Annotated in this window: 14 protein-coding genes; 4 read left to right on the top strand and 10 right to left on the bottom strand. The window is 64.2% G+C overall.

What is annotated here, in order from left to right; translation table 11 throughout:
- Nucleotides 1-13: 13 nt before the first annotated feature.
- The 5 genes from P8T11_RS22875 to P8T11_RS22895 all read right to left on the bottom strand — a co-directional run bounded on the left by P8T11_RS22875 (nt 14) and on the right by P8T11_RS22895 (nt 9,795).
- Nucleotides 14-574 (bottom strand): YggT family protein, encoded by a 561-nt coding sequence (locus P8T11_RS22875; protein ID WP_268079873.1) that lies wholly within the window; start codon nt 572-574, stop codon nt 14-16.
- A gap of 148 nt (nt 575-722) precedes the next feature.
- A complete protein-coding gene (locus P8T11_RS22880) occupies nt 723-1,490 on the bottom strand; it encodes a histone H1-like DNA-binding protein (RefSeq protein WP_268079872.1) in 768 nt (255 codons plus the stop codon).
- Between the two features lie 348 nt (nt 1,491-1,838).
- Nucleotides 1,839-3,035, bottom strand: coding sequence for a ribonucleotide-diphosphate reductase subunit beta (locus P8T11_RS22885; RefSeq protein ID WP_050447107.1), 1,197 nt, complete (start codon nt 3,033-3,035; stop codon nt 1,839-1,841).
- Between the two features lie 19 nt (nt 3,036-3,054).
- Nucleotides 3,055-5,985, bottom strand: a complete 2,931-nt coding sequence (locus tag P8T11_RS22890) for a ribonucleoside-diphosphate reductase subunit alpha (protein WP_268079871.1) — start codon at nt 5,983-5,985, stop codon at nt 3,055-3,057.
- A gap of 303 nt (nt 5,986-6,288) precedes the next feature.
- Nucleotides 6,289-9,795, bottom strand: coding sequence for an indolepyruvate ferredoxin oxidoreductase family protein (locus P8T11_RS22895; RefSeq protein WP_268079870.1), 3,507 nt, complete (start codon nt 9,793-9,795; stop codon nt 6,289-6,291).
- A gap of 130 nt (nt 9,796-9,925) precedes the next feature.
- On the opposite strand from P8T11_RS22895, the gene P8T11_RS22900 reads away from it, so the two are divergent.
- From P8T11_RS22900 to P8T11_RS22910, 3 genes are all read left to right on the top strand, one after another.
- A complete protein-coding gene (locus P8T11_RS22900; RefSeq protein WP_046806515.1) occupies nt 9,926-10,375 on the top strand; it encodes an Lrp/AsnC family transcriptional regulator in 450 nt (149 codons plus the stop codon).
- A gap of 254 nt (nt 10,376-10,629) precedes the next feature.
- Nucleotides 10,630-11,136, top strand: coding sequence for a hypothetical protein (locus tag P8T11_RS22905; protein WP_268079869.1), 507 nt, complete (start codon nt 10,630-10,632; stop codon nt 11,134-11,136).
- A 98-nt stretch (nt 11,137-11,234) separates the two neighbouring features.
- Nucleotides 11,235-12,434, top strand: a complete 1,200-nt coding sequence (locus tag P8T11_RS22910) for an MFS transporter (RefSeq protein ID WP_268079868.1) — start codon at nt 11,235-11,237, stop codon at nt 12,432-12,434.
- Between the two features lie 230 nt (nt 12,435-12,664).
- Here P8T11_RS22910 and gltX read toward each other — a convergent pair whose 3' ends face one another.
- Nucleotides 12,665-14,071, bottom strand: a complete 1,407-nt coding sequence (gene gltX / locus P8T11_RS22915; RefSeq protein WP_050447116.1) for a glutamate--tRNA ligase — start codon at nt 14,069-14,071, stop codon at nt 12,665-12,667.
- Between the two features lie 119 nt (nt 14,072-14,190).
- On the opposite strand from gltX, the gene P8T11_RS22920 reads away from it, so the two are divergent.
- Entirely contained in the window at nt 14,191-16,632 is a 2,442-nt protein-coding gene (locus P8T11_RS22920) for a GNAT family N-acetyltransferase (protein WP_268079867.1), read from the top strand.
- 53 nt (nt 16,633-16,685) lie between these two features.
- Here P8T11_RS22920 and P8T11_RS22925 read toward each other — a convergent pair whose 3' ends face one another.
- The 4 genes from P8T11_RS22925 to P8T11_RS22940 are packed head-to-tail and all read right to left on the bottom strand — an operon-like array spanning nt 16,686 to nt 20,056.
- Nucleotides 16,686-17,378 carry a cysteine hydrolase family protein gene (locus P8T11_RS22925; RefSeq protein ID WP_268079866.1) on the bottom strand — a complete coding sequence of 231 codons (693 nt, stop codon included), beginning with the start codon at nt 17,376-17,378 and terminating at the stop codon, nt 16,686-16,688.
- Between the two features lie 9 nt (nt 17,379-17,387).
- The gene (locus P8T11_RS22930; RefSeq protein WP_268079865.1) at nt 17,388-18,224 is read right to left on the bottom strand and encodes an ABC transporter permease; all 837 of its coding nucleotides are present in this window, start codon (nt 18,222-18,224) and stop codon (nt 17,388-17,390) included.
- A 3-nt stretch (nt 18,225-18,227) separates the two neighbouring features.
- Nucleotides 18,228-19,040: an ABC transporter ATP-binding protein gene (locus P8T11_RS22935; protein ID WP_268079864.1), complete on the bottom strand. Its 813-nt coding sequence runs from the start codon at nt 19,038-19,040 to the stop codon at nt 18,228-18,230.
- Nucleotides 19,040-20,056 carry an ABC transporter substrate-binding protein gene (locus tag P8T11_RS22940; RefSeq protein WP_418910279.1) on the bottom strand — a complete coding sequence of 339 codons (1,017 nt, stop codon included), beginning with the start codon at nt 20,054-20,056 and terminating at the stop codon, nt 19,040-19,042. The genes P8T11_RS22935 and P8T11_RS22940 overlap by 1 nt, the downstream gene beginning before the upstream one ends.
- Between the last annotated feature and the right edge of the window lie 494 nt (nt 20,057-20,550).

Raw genomic sequence — 20,550 nt, forward strand, 5'->3', positions numbered from 1 at the left:
CCGTGTCTTTGGTCTACAGCCCCATCATGCGCTGGCTTAGATTGGCCAGCACCATCAGCAGCACCTGCGCCACGATCAGCAGCACCAAGGGCGAAAAGTCGATGCTGGTGCGCGGCAGGATGCGGCGGATGGGATCCAGCATGGGCGCGGTCAATGCCTGCAACAGCGGCATCATCGGCGCCGTTGGGTTGACCCAGGACAGCACGGCCTGGATCAGCGTCAACCACACCACCAGATTCAGCGCCCACTTGATGGCCATGATCAGGGCCGAGCCCATGGCGGCGGGTAGCAGTGCGGCGGGGATCAGCGCGCCCAGCGCCAGCAGCCAGATCAGCACGATATACAGCAGCGCGGCCAGCCAGGCGGCGACCAGGCTCGTCCAATCGATCTTGTTGCCGGCGGGAATGACCTTGCGCAGCGGCATTACCAGCCAGTTCGTTGCCTGGTAGATGGTGCGCGCAATCGGGTTGAAGGCGTGGAGGCGGATCGCGTGCATCCAGGCGCGGGCAATCAATGCCGCGCCGAACAGCGTGAACACGATTTCGAGGAGGAAGCGGAAGATTTCACCGAGCATGGACGCGATCACCGAAAAAATGAGGAATCAATTGTCGCACGCTGCGTGGAAAGTTTGCGGCGGCTTTTGGCGGAGGGGGATGACGCAAAAAAGCCGCCTAGCCAAGGCCAGGCGGCTCTAGTGAAGCTAAAGCTTCGAACCGTCCGGATTAAGGACGGCCACCCGTGGGGAACGGCCACGAAGCGGCGGGGTTCAGCGCGGTCTTTGCACCCGGGGCAGCGGCCGTGGACGGCGGCGTTGCGGGCTTCTTGGGAGCGGCTTTCTTCGCAGCAGGCTTCTTGGCAGCGGCGGGCTTGGCAGCAGCAGCCGGCTTGGCGGCAGCGGGAGCCTTCTTTGCAGCGGGAGCCTTCTTGGCGGCAGGCGCCTTCTTGGCAGCGGGGGCCTTCTTGGCTACCGCTTTCTTGGCAACTGCTTTCTTGGCGGCGGGCGCCTTCTTGGCAACGGCCTTTTTGGCAACGGCCTTCTTGGCTACCGCTTTCTTGGCGACGGCCTTCTTGGCAACTGCCTTCTTGGCAACTGCCTTCTTGGCGACGGCCTTCTTGGCGACGGCCTTCTTGGCTACCGCTTTCTTGGCGACGGCCTTCTTGGCAACTGCCTTCTTCGCGACAACCTTCTTGGCTACCGCTTTCTTGGCAACGGCCTTCTTGGCGACAACCTTCTTGGCTACCGCTTTCTTGGCGACTGCCTTCTTGGCGACTGCCTTCTTGGCTACCGCTTTCTTGGCGACGACCTTCTTGGCTGCCGGCTTCTTGGCGGCAACCTTCTTCACTGCCGGCTTCTTGGCGGCGGCGACTTTCTTGACTGCTACCTTCTTGACAGCGGCTTTCTTGGCCGGTGCGGCCTTCTTAGCGACTGCCTTCTTGGCGGCGGGCTTCTTCGCCGCGGCTTTCTTTACGGCTTTCTTGGCTGTTGCCATGGTCATGCTCCTTAGGTTCAGGGGTCCCAGAACTTAAACCCGTGCCCCGACTCGCCAACAAAGCGAATCGTGCCCGGGCTATTCATCGGCGCATGCCGCTGTTCTGTGCGAGCAACAGCTACTACGGTTTGCGCTAATGAATTCGGCACAGCCATTTGATATGGCCCCCGCTCCTTTGGCGCGAGCCATTTCAAATGGCGCCGGTGGGCAGCCTGATCACAGGCCACCGACCGCTTGTTCTACGTGTTCGAAAACACCCTGACCAGGAAGCGCGTCATCAAGCCTGTCGCGAACGCGACGCTCTGTGTTGGCAGAGCGTGCCCGCGCCGGGCCTGATGACCTACTGCTTTACTCCCAGCTCAGCGTGCCACCGGTTTGGTATTCGATCACGCGAGTTTCAAAAAAGTTGCGTTCCTTTTTAAGATCGATCATTTCCGCCATCCAGGGGAAGGGATTCTCTTCCTGCGGGTACAGCGGTTCGATACCGATTTGCTGGCAACGACGGTTGGCGATGAAGCGCAGGTAGGATTTGAACATAGGTGCGTTCAAGCCCAACACGCCGCGCGGCATCGTGTCTTCGGCGTAAGCGTATTCGAGTTCGACCGCTTTGCGGAAGAGTTCTCGAATTTCTTCGCGGAAAGCCGGCGTCCACAGATGCGGATTTTCCAGTTTGACGGTGTTGATCAGGTCGATGCCGAAGTTGCAGTGCATGGATTCATCGCGAAGGATGTACATGTACTGTTCGGCCGCGCCGGTCATCTTGTTCTGGCGGCCCAGCGCCAGGATCTGCGTGAAGCCCACGTAGAAGAACAGGCCTTCCATCAAGCAAGCGAAAACGATCAGCGACTTCAGCAGCGTCTGGTCGGCTTCGGGCGTGCCCGTCTTGAAGTGGGGGTCCGCGATCGCGTCGATGAACGGGATCAGGAACTCGTCTTTGGCGCGGATGGACGGCACTTCGTTATAAGCGTTGAAGATCTCGGCTTCGTCCAGGTCCAGGCTTTCGACGATGTATTGATAAGCGTGCGTGTGGATCGCTTCCTCGAATGCCTGGCGCAGCAGGAACTGGCGGCATTCGGGAGCCGTGATGTGGCGGTAGGTGCCCAACACGATGTTGTTCGCGGCCAGCGAATCGGCCGTGACGAAGAAACCCAGGTTGCGCTTGACGATGCGGCGTTCGTCTTCGGTGAGCCCGTTCGGGTTCTTCCAAAGCGCGATGTCGCGCGACATGTTGATCTCTTGCGGCATCCAGTGGTTGGCGCACGTGGCCAAATACTTTTCCCACGCCCACTTGTACTTGAACGGCACAAGTTGATTGACGTCGGTTTCGCCGTTGATGATGCGCTTGTCGGCAACCTTCACGCGCTGCGCGGTGGCAGCGCCGCTGGCGGCCAGACCCGCCGCGTGTTCAGGCGCGGCAGGCGTAGGCATGGCGGTGTCGCCGAACACACCCGTCGCCGCCCGGACTTCGGGCGCAGCCTGCTGGCCGCCCGCGGGGGCGGGGGAAGCAGGTTGCGTGGCGGTGGTGTCGTCTTCCCAATTAATCATTTCAATTCTCCGGAGGCGGTTATTGGCAGGCTTCGCACTCTTCGAAGCCGGGGTCGCCCGGCCGCATGGTGCAAACCGCCCCGAGAACTTCGGGTTCCGGCAAAACAGGTGCGGCGCCCACGGCCGCGGCCGTGGATTGGCCACCAGCAGTGACGGCGTTCAATTCGCCGCCGCGACCAGTGGACTTCTCGGCGCTGGTGGCGCCCAGGGTACGCAGGTAGTACGTGGTCTTCAGGCCACGCAGCCATGCCAGCTTGTAGGTGTCATCCAGCTTCTTGCCCGATGCGCCCGACATGTAGATGTTCAGCGACTGGGCTTGATCGATCCACTTCTGACGGCGCGACGCGCATTCAACCAGCCAGCTCGGTTCGACTTCGAACGCAGTGGCGTAGAGTTCGCGGAGTTCGGAAGGTACGCGATCGATGCGGGACAGGCTGCCGTCGAAGTACTTGAGGTCGGCGACCATGACTTCGTCCCAGAGACCGAGTTTCTTCAGGTCACGCACGAGGTAATCGTTAACGACCGTGAACTCGCCGGAGAGATTCGATTTGACGTACAAGTTCTGGAAAGTAGGTTCGATGCACGCAGATACACCAATGATATTGGAAATAGTCGCGGTTGGGGCAATTGCCACGCAATTGGAGTTGCGCATGCCATGTTGTTTGATGCGCGCGCGCAACGTATCCCAATCGAGCGTGCTCGATTCATCAACTTCAACATGACCACCGCGTTCATCACGCAGCATCTTCAACGTGTCTTGCGGCAAGATGCCACGCGACCACAACGAGCCTTCATACGATTGATAGCGGCCACGTTCTTCGGCGAGCAGGCTCGACGCGAAGTAGGCGTGATAGCAAACGGCTTCCATCGAACGATCAGCGAATTCAACGGCGGCTTGCGATGCATACGGCACGCGCATCATCTGCAGGCAATCCTGGAAGCCCATGATGCCCATGCCCACCGGACGATGGCGCGCGTTGGAATTGCGGGCCTTCTCGACGGCGTAGTAATTGATGTCGATGACGTTGTCGAGCATGCGCATCGCGATGCTGACGGTGCGCTTGATCTTGTCGTGATCCAGTTCGAAACCACCACCGGCAGCCGGCTTCATGTGCGCGACCAGGTTCACCGAACCCAGGTTGCACACCGCGATTTCGGATTCGTTGGTGTTCAGCGTGATCTCGGTGCACAGGTTCGAGCTGTGAACCACGCCCACGTGCTGCTGCGGCGAACGGATGTTGCACGGATCCTTGAACGTGATCCACGGATGGCCGGTTTCGAACAGCATCGACAGCATCTTGCGCCACAGCGTCAGCGCCGGCATCTTCTTGTAGAGCTTGAGCTCGCCGCTGGCGACGCGCTTTTCGTGGCCGATATACGCTTCTTCGAATTCGCGGCCGTACTTGTCGTGCAGGTCGGGGCAGTCGGACGGCGAGAACAGCGTCCATTCACCGCCTTCCATGACGCGCTTCATGAACAGGTCGGGAATCCAGTTCGCCGTGTTCATGTCGTGCGTGCGGCGGCGTTCGTCGCCGGTGTTCTTGCGCAGTTCCAGGAATTCTTCGATGTCCAGGTGCCACGATTCCAAGTACGTGCACACCGCGCCCTTGCGCTTGCCGCCCTGGTTCACCGCGACGGCGGTGTCGTTGACGACCTTCAGGAACGGAACCACGCCCTGGCTTTCGCCGTTGGTGCCCTTGATGTGGCTGCGCAGCGCGCGCACCGGGGTCCAGTCGTTGCCCAGGCCGCCGGCGTACTTGGCCAGCAGCGCGTTTTCCTTGATGGCGTCGTAGATGCCTTCCAGGTCATCCGACACGGTGGTCAGGTAGCACGACGACAATTGCGAGTGCAGCGTGCCCGAGTTGAACAGCGTCGGCGTCGAGCTCATGAAGTCGAACGAGGACAGGATCTCGTAGAACTCGATGGCGCGCGCTTCGCGGTCGGCTTCGCGCAGCGCCAGGCCCATGGCCACGCGCATGAAGAACACCTGCGGCAGTTCGATGCGGGTGCCGCGGATGTGCAGGAAGTAGCGGTCGTACAGGGTTTGCAGGCCCAGGTAGCCGAATTGCAGGTCGCGCTTGGCGTTCAAGGCCTTGCCCAGGCGGGTCAGGTCATAGTTGGCCAGTTCGGGCGACAGCAGGCCGCCTTCGATACCGCGGGTGATGAACGTGGGGAAGTACTCGGCGTAGCGCGCGATCATGCCGTCTTGCGAGACTTCTTCGCCCAGCACTTCCTTGCGGATCGTGTGCAGCAGGAGGCGAGCGGTGACCTGGCTGTAGGCCGGGTCCTTTTCAACCAGCGCGCGCGCGGACAGGATGGCGGACTTGAACACTTCGTCGACGGGGATGCCGTCGTACAGGTTCTTGACCGTTTCCTTCAGGATGGATTCGCTGTCGATGAATTCGGCCAGGCCTTCGCCGGCGGCAACGATGGTCGCGCGCAGTTCAGCCAGGTCCAGCGGACGGCGCACGCCGGCGTCGGTCACGTTCAGCACGTGTTCCACGGGCGCGGCGGCGGCCTTTTCCTGGCCTTCGGCGGCAGCGGCGGCGGCACGCTCTTGCGTGCGCTTCTCGCGGTACAGGACGTAGGCGCGGGCAACATCATGTTGGCCCGAGCGCATCAGCGCCAGTTCAACCTGGTCCTGGATGTCTTCAATATGGAAGGTGCCGCCGTTGGGGCGGTTGCGCACCAGGGCGTTCACGGCCTGGCTGGTCAGGTTCTCGACCAGTTCACGCACACGGGCGGACGCAGCGCCCTGGCCACCGTTCACGGCCAGGAAGGCCTTGGTCATGGCGATGGCGATCTTGCTGGGTTCAAACCCAACCACCGAGCCATTGCGGCGAATGATGTTGTAGCTGGCCCATTGCCCGCCATTGGCGTCGGCAGGGGAATCGGTTTGCGAGGGCGGCACGGCCGAAGGCCGGGTCACAGAGGCGATCGTAGTCTGCATGGAAGCTCCTGTGCGAAAACGCGTAGATAGCGACATGACGGCGGTCATGCCGGGTATGAATGTGGATCTTTTGAGGGGGTCGGAACGGCTTGGACGGCTTAGTCCAAAAGGCGTGGCCGACGAGAATCAGCGCTTAGGCGACCACAACATGTAGTGTAGCACCCCTCGTTGGACACTAATTCTAGTGATCGAGAACTACGGGAACAAGAAAAAGGTATGACGAAGCTCACAAAAGATTGTTACTAAATGCACTGGGCGCGCCCAGTAAGGCGCGCCCAGGAGTGCACGGCTCAAAGCGAATGTTTATGCGGTTTTCCGCAGGGGCATGTCGCGCGGGGCCGGTGCTGTATAGCTCTGCATCAATCGACCCAATTGCGTCCGGTACTTCTCGACGCTTGCTGCCTTCACGTGGCCGTAGCCGCGGATGGTTTCTGCAAGGCCGGCGATTGTAGCTGCTTGCGCGATGTTGTCCCGGCTCAACCCTACAAGAAGTTGGTCTATGGTCTGGCGGTACTCGGTGACAAGCGCCCGTTCCATCTTGCGTTCGGCGGTGTGGCCGAAGGGATCGAACCAGGTGCCGCGCAGGCCCTTCATGCGCGTCAGCAATTTCAGTGCCGTCATCGTGCGCGGGCCCAGGGTCATCTTGCGCGGCACGCCGGTGCGCGGGTCCTTGCGCGCGAAGATCGGCGGGGCCATATGAAAGCGCAGGCTGTAGTCGCCTTCGAACTGACCCTTCAATTGCGCCTGGAACGCGTCGCCGGTGTAGAGGCGCGCCACTTCGTATTCGTCCTTGTAGGCCATCAGCTTGAACAGGCCACGCGCCACCGCCATCGCCAGCCGCGGCGTCTTGGTGTCGCGCGCCAATTCACGCTCGCGCGCCGCGACGGCTTCGATGACCTCTTGGTAGACGCGCGCATAACGGGCGTCCTGGTAGGCCGTCAGGTCCGCGATGCGGCGGGCCACGGCGCGGTCAAACGTTTCCGGCACATGCAGTTGCACGACCTGGGCGCGCGGACGCAAGGCGCTTTCCAGCGCATCGGGCTGGTGCGCGGCCAGGCGGCCGCTGTCAAAGGCGGCGCGATTGGCCGCGATGGCCACGCCGTTCAGCTCGATGGCGCGGTTGATGGCCGCTTGCGACAGCGGCACGCCGCCACGTTGCCACGCATAGCCCAGCATGAACATGTTGGACAGGATGCTGTCGCCGAACAAGGCCAGCGCGGCTTCATGCGCATCAATGGCGGCCGTGTTGGCATCGCCCGCGGCGTGGCGGATCTTGGCCAGCAGCGCTTCGGGGCGCATGGCGGCGTCGGGGTTGCGGGTGAATTCGGATACCGGCGCAACGTAGGTGTTGACCGTGACCTGGGTATGCCCACGACGCAGCGCGCCCAGCGAATCCGGCGCCACCGAGGCCACCGGGTCGCACAGGATGGCGGCATCAGCCTGCTGCCAATCCAGCCGGACGGGGCCTGCCGGCGCGCCCGCCGGCGCCAGCCGGATGTGGCTGACGACCGTGCCGCCTTTCTGCGCCAGGCCGGTCAGGTCCAGCACCGCGGCAGACAGGCCTTCCAGGTGCGCGGCCATCGACACGATGGCGCCGATGGTGATGACGCCCGTGCCGCCCATGCCCGCCACCAGCAGCCGATACGGGCGGTCCAGCGACGGCGTGGCCGGTTGCGGCAACTGTTCGATCAGGCGTTGCAGGCGTTCCTGATCGGTCTTGGGCGCCGCGCTCTTGCGTGGCTTGCCGCCCATGACCGACACGAAGCTGGGGCAGAATCCTTCCGCGCAGGAATAGTCCTTGTTGCAGCTGGATTGGTCGATGGCGCGCTTGCGGCCATACGGCGTTTCCAGCGGCACCACCGACAGGCAGTTCGATTGCACGCCGCAGTCGCCGCAGCCTTCGCACACGGCGCTGTTGATCAGCATGCGGCGTGCCGGGTCGGGAAACTGGTTCTTCTTGCGGCGGCGGCGCTTCTCGGCGGCGCAGGTTTGATCATGGATCAGCACGGTCACGCCGGGAATCTCGCGCAGCTCGCGCTGCACCGCGTCCAGCTCGCGGCGATGATGCACCTTGATGTTGGGGCCCAGATCCACGCCTTGGTATTTCTCAGGCTCGTCGCTGGTGACGACGATGCGCGCCACGTTTTCGCCACGCAGTTGCTGGCAGATCTGCGGCACCGAGATCGGTCCGTCCACGGGCTGCCCGCCCGTCATCGCGACCGCGTCGTTGAACAGGATCTTGTAGGTGATGTTGGCGCGCGCGGCCACCGCCTGGCGGATCGCCAGATAGCCGGAGTGGTAGTACGTGCCTTCGCCCATGTTCTGGAAGATGTGCGGCATCTTGGTATAGCGCGACAGGCCGATCCAGTCGACGCCTTCGCCGCCCATCTGCGTCAGGCCGCCCGTGTCGCGGTCCATCCAGGCGGCCATGTAGTGGCAGCCCACGCCGGACAGCGCCTGGCTGCCCTCGGGCACCTTGGTCGACGTGCTGTGCGGACAGCCCGAACAGAAATATGGGCGGCGGCGCATGCCGTCGGCATCATTGGACAACGCCGATTGGCATTCGAACGCCGCCAGGTCCGCAGCCAGCGGCAGGCCGGCGGTGCGCGTCAACCAGGTGGCCAGTGGCTGGGCCAGCAGCGACGGGCGCAATTGTCCGGCCGAGGGCACCAGCGTTTCGCCGCCAAAGCCCTTCTTGCCGATGACCGACGGGCGCTCGGGCAAATTGAACAGCAGATCCTTGATCTGGCTTTCGACCACGGCGCCTTTTTCTTCAACCACCAGAATGTGCGACAGCCCGCGCGCAAACTCCAGCAGCCGTTCGCCGTCCATCGGCCAGGTCAGGCCCGGCTTGTAGATACGCACCGGTGCGTTGGCGGTGACAGTGTCCACGCCCAGGCGCGACAGCGCTTCCATGGTGTCCAGATGCGCCTTGCCGACCGTGACAATGCCCACGGTGGCGCGGGGCGCGGCACAGGTCAGGCGGTCGATGCTGTGGCGGCGCGCAAACGCGGCAACCGCTTTCATGCGCAGGTTCATGCGCGTTTCGACGGCCAGCGACAAGAAGTCGCGCGCGGAATATTCCAGCGCTTCGGGCGGCATGTCGGGGTCGGCCGGCATGTCGTAGTGCTGTACGGCGGCCGGCGTGAACGAGTGGCCGCTTTCGATGGTCTCGGACACCGCCTTGAACGCGACCCAGGTGCCGGCATAGCGCGACAGCGCCCAGCCCCACAGCGCGAACGTTTCATATTCGTCGATAGAGGTCGGATGCACGATGGGCATCTGCCAGCCGATCAGCGACGCTTCGCTGGCGTGCGGAATGGACGACGACACGGCGGTGTGGTCATCACCCACCACCACCAGCACGCCGCCATTGCGCGAGGCACCCGCCGCGTTGCCGTGGTGCAGCGCGTCGCCCGCGCGGTCCACGCCCGGGCCTTTGCCGTACCACATGGCAAACACGCCATCGACGTTGCGGTCGGCGCGCACGCCGGCCTGCTGTGTGCCCATGACGGCGGTCGCCGCCATATCTTCATTGATGCCGGGCAGGAACGAGATCTGGCTGGCGTCCAGCGCCTTCTTCGCCTTCCACATCGCCATGTCCACGCCACCCAATGGCGAACCGCGATAGCCCGACACAAAGCCCGCCGTGTTCAGCCCGCGTTCGCGGTCGACCCGCGCCTGCGTGAGCATGATACGCACGAGTGCTTGCGTCCCCGTCAGGAAGATGCGGCCGGACTCCCGGGTGAGGTTGTCGGCAAGCTGGTAGTCAAGGTCCAACTGGGGATCGGGGGCGGGAGTGCCGTCCATAATGAATGCTCCTGGTATTTCGCACCATGATAGGTTCGCGGAGCATCCGATTTATTGCGTTTTTGGATCGTGCTATCCCTATAATACGCAATGAACATTTCGTGTTCGACAAAAACCAGGAGACAAAGCGATGGACAAGACCGATATCGGCATCCTCAAGGCCTTGCAGGAGGACGGCCGGGCTTCGGCGCAGCAGTTGTCCGACAAGGTAGGGCTATCGGCCGCACCGGTGTGGCGGCGGGTGAAGGCGATGGAAGCCAGCGGGGTCATCCAGGGCTATAGCGCCCAGGTGGACCGTAGCAAGGTGGGGCTGGGCTGCATGTTCGCGCAGATCAGCCTGGAGCGGCATTCCTCGAATACGGTCGAACACTTCGAGCGTTCGGTGCGCGACGCGCCCGAGATCCTGGAGTGCTATGCGGTGACCGGCGATTCCGACTTCCTGTTGAAGATCCTGGTGGAAAGCCCGGAAGCGTACGACCGTTTCCTGCACCGCTTCCTGTTCAACATGCCCGGCATTCGCCAGACGCGCACCATCGTGGCGCTGCGCGAGATCAAGCACGAACAGCGGCTGCCGCTGTAACTGATGGATGGTGCTCTCTATATATAGAGAGCGCCGGCGCGAGACATGGGCGCGGTGTCGCTTGAAACCAACGCATTCGTGCGCGTTCCACACCTAAAGCCGGCGCTTTCTGGCGTGCACTGTTGCGCAATTGCACACGGCGCGGATCGTCGTTGATTCTTCCCAGGCGGCTCATTAGAGTGCGTCATGTTTGCTGCGCGAAAGACGTGCCGGTCTGATCGGTGCGCCGCGTCGACAGACGTGCTGAGGAAGTCATGAGCAGTGTGTATTTGCGTTCGGCCAGCATCGCCTGCGCCGTTCTAGTCCTGGCCGGTTGCGCGGTCAGAAAGCCCGCCGCCATCACCGAAGGCCAGCCCGAGGCGCCGCCCAAGCCGGTGGCATGTGTGCCGGCCAAAGCGGGAGATCCCATGATCGGAACCTGGCTGTCGAACACGCGGCCGCGCGACGTCAGCGGGGAACTGCAATCGCTGATCGTCTTGTCCGCCGATGGCACGATGGCCTATGAATCGTTGCTCAAGATCGGGCGCAAGGCGCGTCCGGCCTTGCGTGAGACCGGCTGCTGGGCCGTGGCAGACAACGTCTACACGATGCAGACGACCAAATCCGCCGGCGAGCCCGTGGATGCCAAGGACCCCATCTACGTGAGCCGCTACCGCGTCGAAAAGGTCGAACGCGCCAAGCTCACGCTGCGCGAGCTCAAGAGCGGCGGTCAATTGCTTACCGCGCGCCGCATGCCGCAGGGCTACCGCCTGCCTTACTGACCGTTGCGCGGGGCGGACACTGTCTGTGTCCACCGCGCCAGGATGGGCTGGCTGCGGTAAGGTGCGGGCTTCGACTTTTGCCTTGCCGCCGGTTTCCCATGCCCGCCATGTCTTCTGAAGCACGCGCGATCGCGCTGCTTGCCCTGGCCGCTTTCGTCAGCGCCAGCGCCTTCCGTATCTGTGATCCCATGCTGCCGCAACTGGCGGCGGAATTCGGCACGTCCACCGGGCAGGCTGCTCGCGTGGTGACGGCGTTTGCCGTGGCGTATGGCGTGTTGCAGATGTTCTTCGGCCCGGTGGGCGACCGCTACGGCAAGTACCGCGTCGTCAGCGTGGCGACAGTGGCCTGCGCCTTGGGCAGTGCGGGCGCCGTCATGGCCGAATCCCTGGATATGTTGGTCTTGTGCCGCGCCGTGTCGGGCGCGGCGGGGGCGGGCATCGTCCCGCTGTCCATGGCCTGGATCGGCGACAACGTGCCCTATGAGCGCCGGCAGGCAACGCTGGCGCGCTTTCTGACCGGCACCATCCTCGGCATGTCGGCCGGCCAATTGGCCGGCGGCCTGTTCGCCGATACGGTGGGCTGGCGCTGGGCCTTCGCCTCGCTGGTGGCCGGTTACCTGATTGTCGGCGTCTTGCTGCACCTGGAAGTGCGCCGCCAACGCGCGGCGGGCTTTGCGCAGGTGGACCCCAACGCCGTCCGCCAGGGCTTTGTGGGGCAGGCGCGGCTGGTGTTGGGCACCCCGTGGGCGCGTATCGTGTTGGCGACTGTCTTCATCGAAGGCCTGCTGGTCTTCGGCGCCTTGGCGTTTGCGCCGTCCTACCTGCACGAGCGCTTCGATATTTCGCTGACGGCCGCGGGCGCCTTGGTGGCGGTCTACGCGGTGGGTGGGCTGATCTACACGGTGGTGGCCGGCCGCATTCTCAAGCGCCTGGGCGAACGTGGCTTGGCGGTGGCGGGCGGCCTGGTGCTGGGCGTGGCCTTCCTGTCGTATCTGCTGGGGCCGGTCTGGATGTGGAGCCTGCTGGCCAGCGTGCTGGCCGGCTTTGGCTATTACCTGCTGCACGCCACCCTGCAAACCAACGCCACGCAGATGGTGCCGTCAGCGCGCGGCACCGCCGTGGCCTGGTTTGCATCCTGCCTGTTCATGGGCCAGGCTGCCGGCGTGGCGCTGGCGGGCGCGGTAGTAGACGAGATAGGCGCCGCGGCCCTGTTCGGCGGCTCCGCCATCCTGCTCCCCCTGCTAGGCGCCTTCTTCGCCCGCGCCCTAAAAGCCCGCCCCAAACCCGCCACCCCGTAGGATGGGTGAAGCGCGAGACCGCCCCAAAAAGAACACTAGTGTCGATCGCGCGCAACCCATGCGGCTGTACATAGAACACTAGTGTCGATCGCGCAACCCATGCGGCTGCACATAGAACACTAATGCACATCGCGCGCAACCCATGCGGCTCCGCAAAGAACACCACCGCAGATCCCGCGCAGCCCTTGGTGGGGCCTCAAAAAACCAGCACCACCAAGGGCCCCCCAACCTTAAATCCCCCCCAACCGTCCCAGCACCGTTTCCTTACCCAACAACGCCAGCACCGCATCAACCGCCGGCGTTTGCGTCTGACCCGTCACCGCCACGCGCAGCGGAATCGCCAGTTGCGGCATCTTCAAACCTCGATCAGCCAGCACGGCCTTGATCAGTGCCGACAGCGCTTCACGAGTCCAGTCGATATCCTTGGCCCGCAACGCGAAGTCGGCCAGCGCCTCGCGCGCGGCCGGCGTCAGGTGCTGTTCGACCAGTTCCGGTGCGGCGGGCGTGAACGGCGCGCAGAACAGCATGGCGCCGTCGGCCAGTTGCTCCAGCGTTTCCGCACGGTCTTTCAACAGGCCCATCACGCCCGGAAGATCAATCTTTTCCGGATGGCCGCCACGGTTCGCCACGCGCGGTGCTACGCGCTCGGCCAGTTCCGCGTTGTCCATCTGCTTGATGTAGTGGGCGTTGACCCAGTTCAGCTTCTTCGGATCCCATTGCGACGCGGACTTCGACAAATGCTTGGTGTCGAACCACGACACCAATTGTTCGCGCGAGAAAAGCTCGTCGTCGCCGTGGCTCCAGCCCAGACGGGCCAGGTAGTTGATCATGGCCTCGGGCAGATAGCCCTCGTTGTCATACTCCATGACGTTGACCGCGCCGTGGCGCTTGGACAGCTTTTCGCCATCCGGGCCCAGGATCATCGGCACGTGGCCGTATTCGGGCAGCGTCGCGCCCAGCGCGCGCAGGATGTTGATCTGGCGAGGCGTGTTGTTGACGTGGTCATCGCCGCGCAGCACATGGGTGATGCCCATGTCCCAGTCGTCGACCACGACGCAGAAGTTGTAGGTGGGCGTGCCGTCGGGGCGCGCGATGATCAGGTCGTCCAGTTCGGTGTTGTCGAAGCTGATCGTGCCCTTGACCATGTCGTTCCAGGACGTGGCGCCTTCCTGGGGATTCTTGAAGCGCACCACCGGCTTGCGGCCTTCGGGAACGGCGGGCAGCGTCTTGCCCGGTTCCGGGCGCCAGGTGCCGTCATAGCGCGGCTTGTCGCCGCGCGCGCGGGCGGCTTCCCGCATGGCTTCCACTTCTTCGGGCGAGCTGTAGCAATGGTAGGCAGTGCCGGCGGCCAGCATCTGCGCCACCACCTCGCGGTAGCGATCCATGCGCTGCATTTGGTAGAAGGGGCCTTCGTCGGGCTGCATGCCCAGCCATTCCATGCTGTCCAGAATGGCCTGCACGGCTTCCGGCGTGGAGCGCTCGACGTCCGTGTCTTCAATGCGCAGCACGAACGTGCCTTGGTGATGGCGTGCGAACGCCCAGGAAAACAGCGCGGTGCGCGCGCCGCCCAGGTGCAAAAAGCCCGTGGGCGAAGGCGCGAAGCGGGTACGGATGGGGGAAGTGGCGTTGGAAGTCATAGGGGGCAATGATAGCGGCTGCGGCGCCACAAAGCGGCGTCGGACACGGTCCACGTCAAGCGGACGGCGGGCTGGTCTTGTTACGATGAACGGTATTTTAGATTAGGGCGACCCTCCCTATGTTGCGTCACGCGCTTGCCCCGATGTTCGAACCCAGTTCGCTGGTGATCGTTGCCGACCGGCCCTTGCCGGCGGCGGGCTCGCTGTCGCCCGCGCTCAAGGCAAAGACCACGGTGGTGGATTGCGAACCGGGCGCGGCGCCCGACCTGCCCGTGGCACTGGAAGGCCTGGCGGCGGGCGCGCGGCCCGATCTGGCCCTGGTTTGCGTGTCGCCGGCCGTGCTGCCCGAAACGCTGCGCCGCCTGTCCGCCTTGGCGCCGCGTTCGGTGATTCTGCTGCCGCACCCATTGCCGGATCCATATCCGCGTGGCACCTGGGCCTTGTGCCGGGCATGGGCGGAAGAAAACCGTTGCGAACTGCTGGGCCCGCGTTCCTTTGGCGCGCAGCGACCGCACGCGGGCCTGAACTTCAGTCAGCACCCGGTGCTGGCGCGCGCCGGGCGCGTGGCGCTGGTGGCGCAGTCGCGCTCCATCATGGCCGCCGTCATGGACTGGGCCGAAGACGTGCACATCGGCTTTTCCACGGCGGTGTCGCTGGGCGACGAGGCGGTGGTGGGGCTGTCGAAGGTGCTGGATTACCTGGCCAGCGACCCCCGCACTGACAGCATCGTGCTGTACCTGGAAGACGTGGGCCCGGCCCGCGAGTTCATGAGCGCCTTGCGCGCGGCGGCCAGCGTGAAGCCGGTCATCGTGCTCAAGGCCGGCCGGTCCGACGCCGACAGCGCCGACGCCATTTTCGACGCCGCCTTGCGCCGCGCGGGCGCCGTGCGCGTGCGCTACTTCGTGCAACTGTTCTCGGCCGTGAAGGTGCTGGGCTATACGCGCCGCCCCAAGGGCCGGCGCGTGGCGCTGATTTCCAACGGCAACGGGCCTCCGCAATTGGCGATGGACTTGATTGGCCCCGACGCCGCCGTGCTGCGCGCCGACCTTGCTCCCGCCACCCGCCGCGCGCTGGAGGCCATGCTGGAGCCGGACGCGGCCTGTCAGAACCCGGTCATCACCTACACGCCGCTGACGCCGGAGCGCATACGCGCCATTCTGGAAACGGTGCTGGACGACACGGGTGTGGACGGCGTGCTGGTGCTGCTGGCGCCCGATGCGCTGGCCGACATGCCGGCCGTTGCCCGCGAGCTGGCGCAGATTGCGCCCACGGCCAAGAAGCCGGTCGTCAGTTGTTTCATGGGTGACGCCGGCATGCGGCCCTTGCGGCGCATGCTGGACGACGCGGGCACGCCCGCCTTCCGCACCCCGGAATCGGCCGCCGATGCGTTTGGGGTGCTGGCCTCTCACCACTACAACCAGCAACTGCTGCTGCAGACGCAACCGCAGGAACCTCCCAGCCATGTGCCGGACCTGACCGCCGCGCGCGAGCTCATCGCACGCGTGCGTGCCGATTGTCGGCGCGAGCTGAACACGTCCGAAATCCGCACGCTGCTGGGCCTGTTCTATGTGCCGCTGCGCGACATGCCCATCGACGTGGCGTCGGCGGAACCCGAGTCCCGTCCGATGGCCATCCAGGTGTGGCGCGACCCCCAATTCGGCCCGGTCATCCGCTTTGGCGCGGGCGGCCCCGACGCGGTGCTGTCCGTGTCCGACCGTGGCATGGACCTGCCGCCGCTCAACGGCTTTCTGGCCCGCCAACTGATTGAACGCAGCCGGCTGTGGCGCCGCGTGCTGGCGCCGCGCGTCGGCCACATGGCGGCGGAAGCCTTGCAGCAGGCGGTGGTGCTGGTGTCTGAACTGGTGTCGGAACTGCCCGACATTGAATCGCTGGATATCGATCCGCTCTACGCTGGCGAAACGCATCTGCGCGCGGGTGGGCTGCGCATGACGCTGACCGATACGCCCGGCTGCGAAACGCCGCAGACCTCGGGCTACCCGCACATGGCGATCCACCCGTACCCGACGCGGCTGGTGCATGTGCGCCGCTTCAACGACGGCATTCCCTGGGTGCTGCGCCCGATTCGTCCGGAAGACGGGGGCGCGCTGCAGGAATTCATTCGCGGGCTGTCGGAGCGGTCGCGCTACATGCGCTTCGTGTCGATGATGCGCGAACTGACTCCGCGCATGGTGTCGCGCTACACGCAGGTGGACTATCACCGCGAACTGGCGCTGGTAGCGGCCACGCAGGTGCCCAACCCGGCCAACCGGGGGCATCCGCGCGAGGTGATCGTGGGCTTTGCCCACTACCTGCGCAATCCGGATGGGCGCGGCGCGGAGTACGCGCTGGTGATCGGCGACGACTGGCAGCGACGCGGCCTGGGCCGTCAGTTGATGACGGCGCTGATCGACGCCGCGCGCGAGCAGGGGCTGGAATACATCGATGGCCTGGTGCTGTCGACCAACCGGCCCATGCTGGCGCTGATGACGAGCCTGGGCTTCACGAATGACGCGGATCCGGAAGACCCGACGATGCGTCGCGTCTGGCTGAACCTGGCCTGAGGCTATGACGGCCAAGGCGCGCGGCCGGCCCCGTGACGGGCCGGCGCTCGCTGTCAGGCGGTCTTGCGCACGGCCTGGGCGGACGTCAGTCGCGCCGTCACCTCGTCCACCGACAGCACGTCGCCAAAGAACAGCATCCACCCCTGCAGCGAATGCTCGTGCTCGGCCGGCGTCACGGCCGCCAGCGCGTCGTCCACCATGATCGTGCGGAAGTCGCGCATCATGGCGTCGCGTGCGGTGGACTCGCAGCACACGTTGGTGACGGTGCCGGCGATCAGCAGGGTGTCCACGCCCAAGCCGCGCAACAGCGGTTCCAGTTCAGACGAACCCGGCGCCATGGCGCTGTAAAAGCGCTTGACCACGCGCAGGTCGGTATCGGCCGCATGCAGGTCGGGGTGCAGTTGAAAGCCCGGCGAATCGCGGCGCAGCGTTTCCAGCCGGCGCTTGCTGCGCTCGGGCGTCAGCATCACGCCGTGATGGTGCGACCAGAAGGCGTCGGCATTGTCGGACGCCGTCTGCACCCACACCACCGTGCCACCCGCCGCGCGCACCGCGTCGCACAGGCGGTTGACGGGGGCGATGATCTCGCGGGCGGGGGCGCATTCACCCTGATAGCCGGGCAGGGTGAAATACTGCTGCATGTCGACCACCACCACCGCGGTACGGCCGGCGGGCAGTTCGTCATACGGATGCAGGCAACCTTGGCGGGCCACGACGCGGTCTTGTACCCATTGCGGAAATTCCATGACGATTCCTTATCCGTAACGCCGCGCCACGGCGGCTTCGATGCGGTAGATGATCATGTACATCACGCTGGAAATCAGCGCCAGCATGGTGATGGCGGTCATGACGATGTTCAGCTTGAACACCTGGCTGCCGTTCATGATCAGAAAGCCCAACCCGGAATCCGCCGACTGGAATTCGCCCACGATGACGCCCACCAGCGCCAGGCCGATGTTCATCTTCACGGCGGCGATCAGGGTGGGCACGCTGCCGGGCAGCACCACCTTGGTCAGCACCTGCCAGCGGCTGGCGCCGAAGGTGTGGGCAAGCTTCACCTTGTTCAGGTCGATGCCGCGAAAGCCCGCGTACACCACCATGATCGTGACGAATACGGCGATGGCGACCGCCATGCCATACACGGCGTAGTCAGACCCCAGCCACAAGTAGAAGATCGGCACGAAGGCGATCTTGGGCATGGCGTTGGCCACCACCAGAAAGGGGTCCAGCACCTTGTACAGAAAGTCCGACCACCACAGCGCCGCGGCCACCACGATGCCGATCACCATGCTCAAGGTAAAGCCGACCAGCGTGGCCGACAGCGTGGTCATGATGTGCTTGGCCAGTTGGCCGTTGGTCCACAGGTCAAGAAAGGTGGGCCATAGCGCGCTGGGGTAACTGGTCAACAGCGGGTTCAGGATGTGCATGCGCGGCAGGATTTCCCATGCGCACAGGAAGACGACCAGCAGCAGGGCCTGGGTCAGGCGGATGTTGCGCTTCTTGGCGCGGTCGCGCCGCAGGTAGTCCAGGTATTTGGCGCTGGGCGCGGGTACGGCACGCAGCGGCACGGTATTGGCGATGGGAGCATTCATGGGTCAACCCTCCACATGGACGTCCAACTCGTCCCATAGCTGTTTGAAATACACGTTGAACTCGGGCCGCGATCGCGCCTGGAAGGGCGTGGGCCGCGCGCCGTCGCCATAGTGGATGCGGTACTGGCTTTTCAGCCGGCCGGGCCGGCGCGACAGCACGATGACGCGGTCGGTCATGGCAATGGCCTCGCCGATATCGTGCGTGACCAGCACCACGGTCTTGCCCTCGCGCCGCAAGATGTCCACGACTTCATCCGAGATGGCCAGGCGCGTCTGCGAGTCCAGTGCCGAAAAGGGTTCGTCCAGCAGGATCACGTCAGGCTCGGTCACCAGCGTGCGCGCCAGCGCGGCGCGCTGGCGCATGCCGCCCGACAACTGCCGCGGCGTGTGCGACAGGAATGCACCCAGCCCGCATTTTTCCAGCAGATGCACGGCACGTGCCTCGCTGCGCGCATCGCGTCGGCCCTGGATCTCGGCGCCCAGCATCACGTTGTCCAAAATGGTGCGCCATTCAAACAGGTAGTCTTGCTGCAGCATGTAGCCAATGCGCGGGTTCGGCTTGGTCACGCCTTGGCCGTCGATCATCACCGCGCCGGATGTCGGCGGGATCAGCCCGGCAATCAGCGACAACAGCGTGCTCTTGCCGCAGCCGCTTTGGCCGATCAGGCTGACCAATTCGCCCGGCGCCAGCGAGAACGACACGTTCGATAGCGCCTCAGTTTCGCCTTCGGCCGTGAAGTACGACAGGCACACGTCGCGCAGTTCGATCTTCGCCGTGGCGGTGGCGGGCTTCAGGTTGTGGACGGCGGCTCCCATCACTGCACCTTGTTGGCAAAGTCGGCCACCACCACATCCTCGTATTTCACGCGGGCGGTGTCCTTCATCACGGCGCTGGCAATCAGCATGTCTTGCAGCCGGTTCATGGCTTCGGCCGTGACCAGCGGCGTCGTCTTCCAGATCTGGTATTGCTTGTAGCGCTCGATGGCTTCGGTCACCGCGCCCTGGTCCATGCCCGGGAAGTACGTCATGATCTGCGGCGCCAGCGTGGCGGCAGGCGTGTCCTTCACGTATTTCTCGGCGCGCGCGACCACATTGGTCCAGGCCTGGATGACCTTGGGGTTGTCGCGTATGTATTTGTCGGTGGCGGTAAAGACGGTGTAGTCCACCTGGCCGACCTCATGGCCCACTGACGCCACGATGTAGCCCTTGCCATGGCGGACCAGTTCACCGGCCTCGGGTTCCAGGAAGATGCCGTATTCACCTTGGCCCGCCATCCATGCGCCGGCACGGGCCGGGATGCCGATGTTGTTCAGCAGCTTCACGTCTTTCTTGGGGTCCACGCCATGCTTGCGCAAGGCCGTTTCCAGAAACACGATGGGGTTCGACCCAGGCCGAAAGCCGATGACTTCCTTGCCCTTGAGCATGGACCAGTCAAACTTTTCAATCGGCTTGCGCGCCAGCAGGAAGAAACCGTCGGTGGCGGTCAAGCCCGCGAAGATCTTCGGCTTGACCGGCGATTCGCTGTTCTGCACGTAGATGGACGCCTCGGGCCCGATCAGCACGATGTCGGCGCTGCCGGACAAAAGGGCCGTCATGCCCTTGTCGGTGCCTTGCGAGGTTTTCATGGACACGTCCAACCCGGCGTCCTTGAAGTAACCCTGCGACAGCGCCACGTATTTCGGCACGTACAGGATGGATCGCACGACCTCTTCGTAGCGGACCTTCACGGGAGGATTCAAGGCTTGGGCCTGCGCGGCCAAGGGGGCAACCAGCGGGGCGATCAGCGCGAGCAGCGCCGCGCCCGCCAAACGGGGCAATGGCAAGGATTTCACGGGACTTTCTCCTGCGTCTTGTATGGCACGCCGAAACCCGGCGCAGCATGGCCAATGGGGTGGAATCGACAACAACAACAGGGAAGCCCGAACACCTGCAGCCCGGGCCGATAAGGCATGGATCGAATACTATATTCAATACAAGAGGGCGACAAGCATTTTGGGATTGGCGTTTTTCTCTATGGACGAGCGCCGTCTGGCCCGGGAGAATCTAGGGCTTGGATACTGGTTGGTATACAGAATGGGATTTTGGCATGGTGATGGGTTTGCGCGCTGACGTGCAGTGCGCGCGTGACGACCTAGCCGCGCCACACCCATCCTACGAACGACAGCCGTACCCCGTAGGATGGGTGCAGCGCGAAATCACGCGCAGCAGATCCCCACGGCCAACCGCGCGAAACCCATCACACCCCCGAGACAGCCGCACCCCGTAGGATGGGTGCAGCGCGAGATCACGCGCAGCAGATCCCCACCGCCAATCGCGCGAAACCCAT

This window comes from Achromobacter spanius, from assembly GCF_029637605.1.
In the GTDB taxonomy this organism is placed as follows: domain Bacteria; phylum Pseudomonadota; class Gammaproteobacteria; order Burkholderiales; family Burkholderiaceae_B; genus Achromobacter; species Achromobacter spanius_E.

Coding starts and splice junctions, on each gene's coding strand:
- P8T11_RS22905 (WP_268079869.1), top strand. CDS start 10,630: ATGAGCAGTGTGTATTTGCGTTCGGCCAGCATCGCCTGCGCCGTTCTA.
- P8T11_RS22890 (WP_268079871.1), bottom strand. CDS start 5,985: ATGCAGACTACGATCGCCTCTGTGACCCGGCCTTCGGCCGTGCCGCCC.
- P8T11_RS22930 (WP_268079865.1), bottom strand. CDS start 18,224: ATGAATGCTCCCATCGCCAATACCGTGCCGCTGCGTGCCGTACCCGCG.
- P8T11_RS22925 (WP_268079866.1), bottom strand. CDS start 17,378: ATGGAATTTCCGCAATGGGTACAAGACCGCGTCGTGGCCCGCCAAGGT.
- P8T11_RS22895 (WP_268079870.1), bottom strand. CDS start 9,795: ATGGACGGCACTCCCGCCCCCGATCCCCAGTTGGACCTTGACTACCAG.
- gltX (WP_050447116.1), bottom strand. CDS start 14,071: ATGACTTCCAACGCCACTTCCCCCATCCGTACCCGCTTCGCGCCTTCG.
- P8T11_RS22900 (WP_046806515.1), top strand. CDS start 9,926: ATGGACAAGACCGATATCGGCATCCTCAAGGCCTTGCAGGAGGACGGC.
- P8T11_RS22880 (WP_268079872.1), bottom strand. CDS start 1,490: ATGGCAACAGCCAAGAAAGCCGTAAAGAAAGCCGCGGCGAAGAAGCCC.
- P8T11_RS22910 (WP_268079868.1), top strand. CDS start 11,235: ATGCCCGCCATGTCTTCTGAAGCACGCGCGATCGCGCTGCTTGCCCTG.
- P8T11_RS22885 (WP_050447107.1), bottom strand. CDS start 3,035: ATGATTAATTGGGAAGACGACACCACCGCCACGCAACCTGCTTCCCCC.
- P8T11_RS22920 (WP_268079867.1), top strand. CDS start 14,191: ATGTTGCGTCACGCGCTTGCCCCGATGTTCGAACCCAGTTCGCTGGTG.
- P8T11_RS22935 (WP_268079864.1), bottom strand. CDS start 19,040: ATGGGAGCCGCCGTCCACAACCTGAAGCCCGCCACCGCCACGGCGAAG.
- P8T11_RS22875 (WP_268079873.1), bottom strand. CDS start 574: ATGCTCGGTGAAATCTTCCGCTTCCTCCTCGAAATCGTGTTCACGCTG.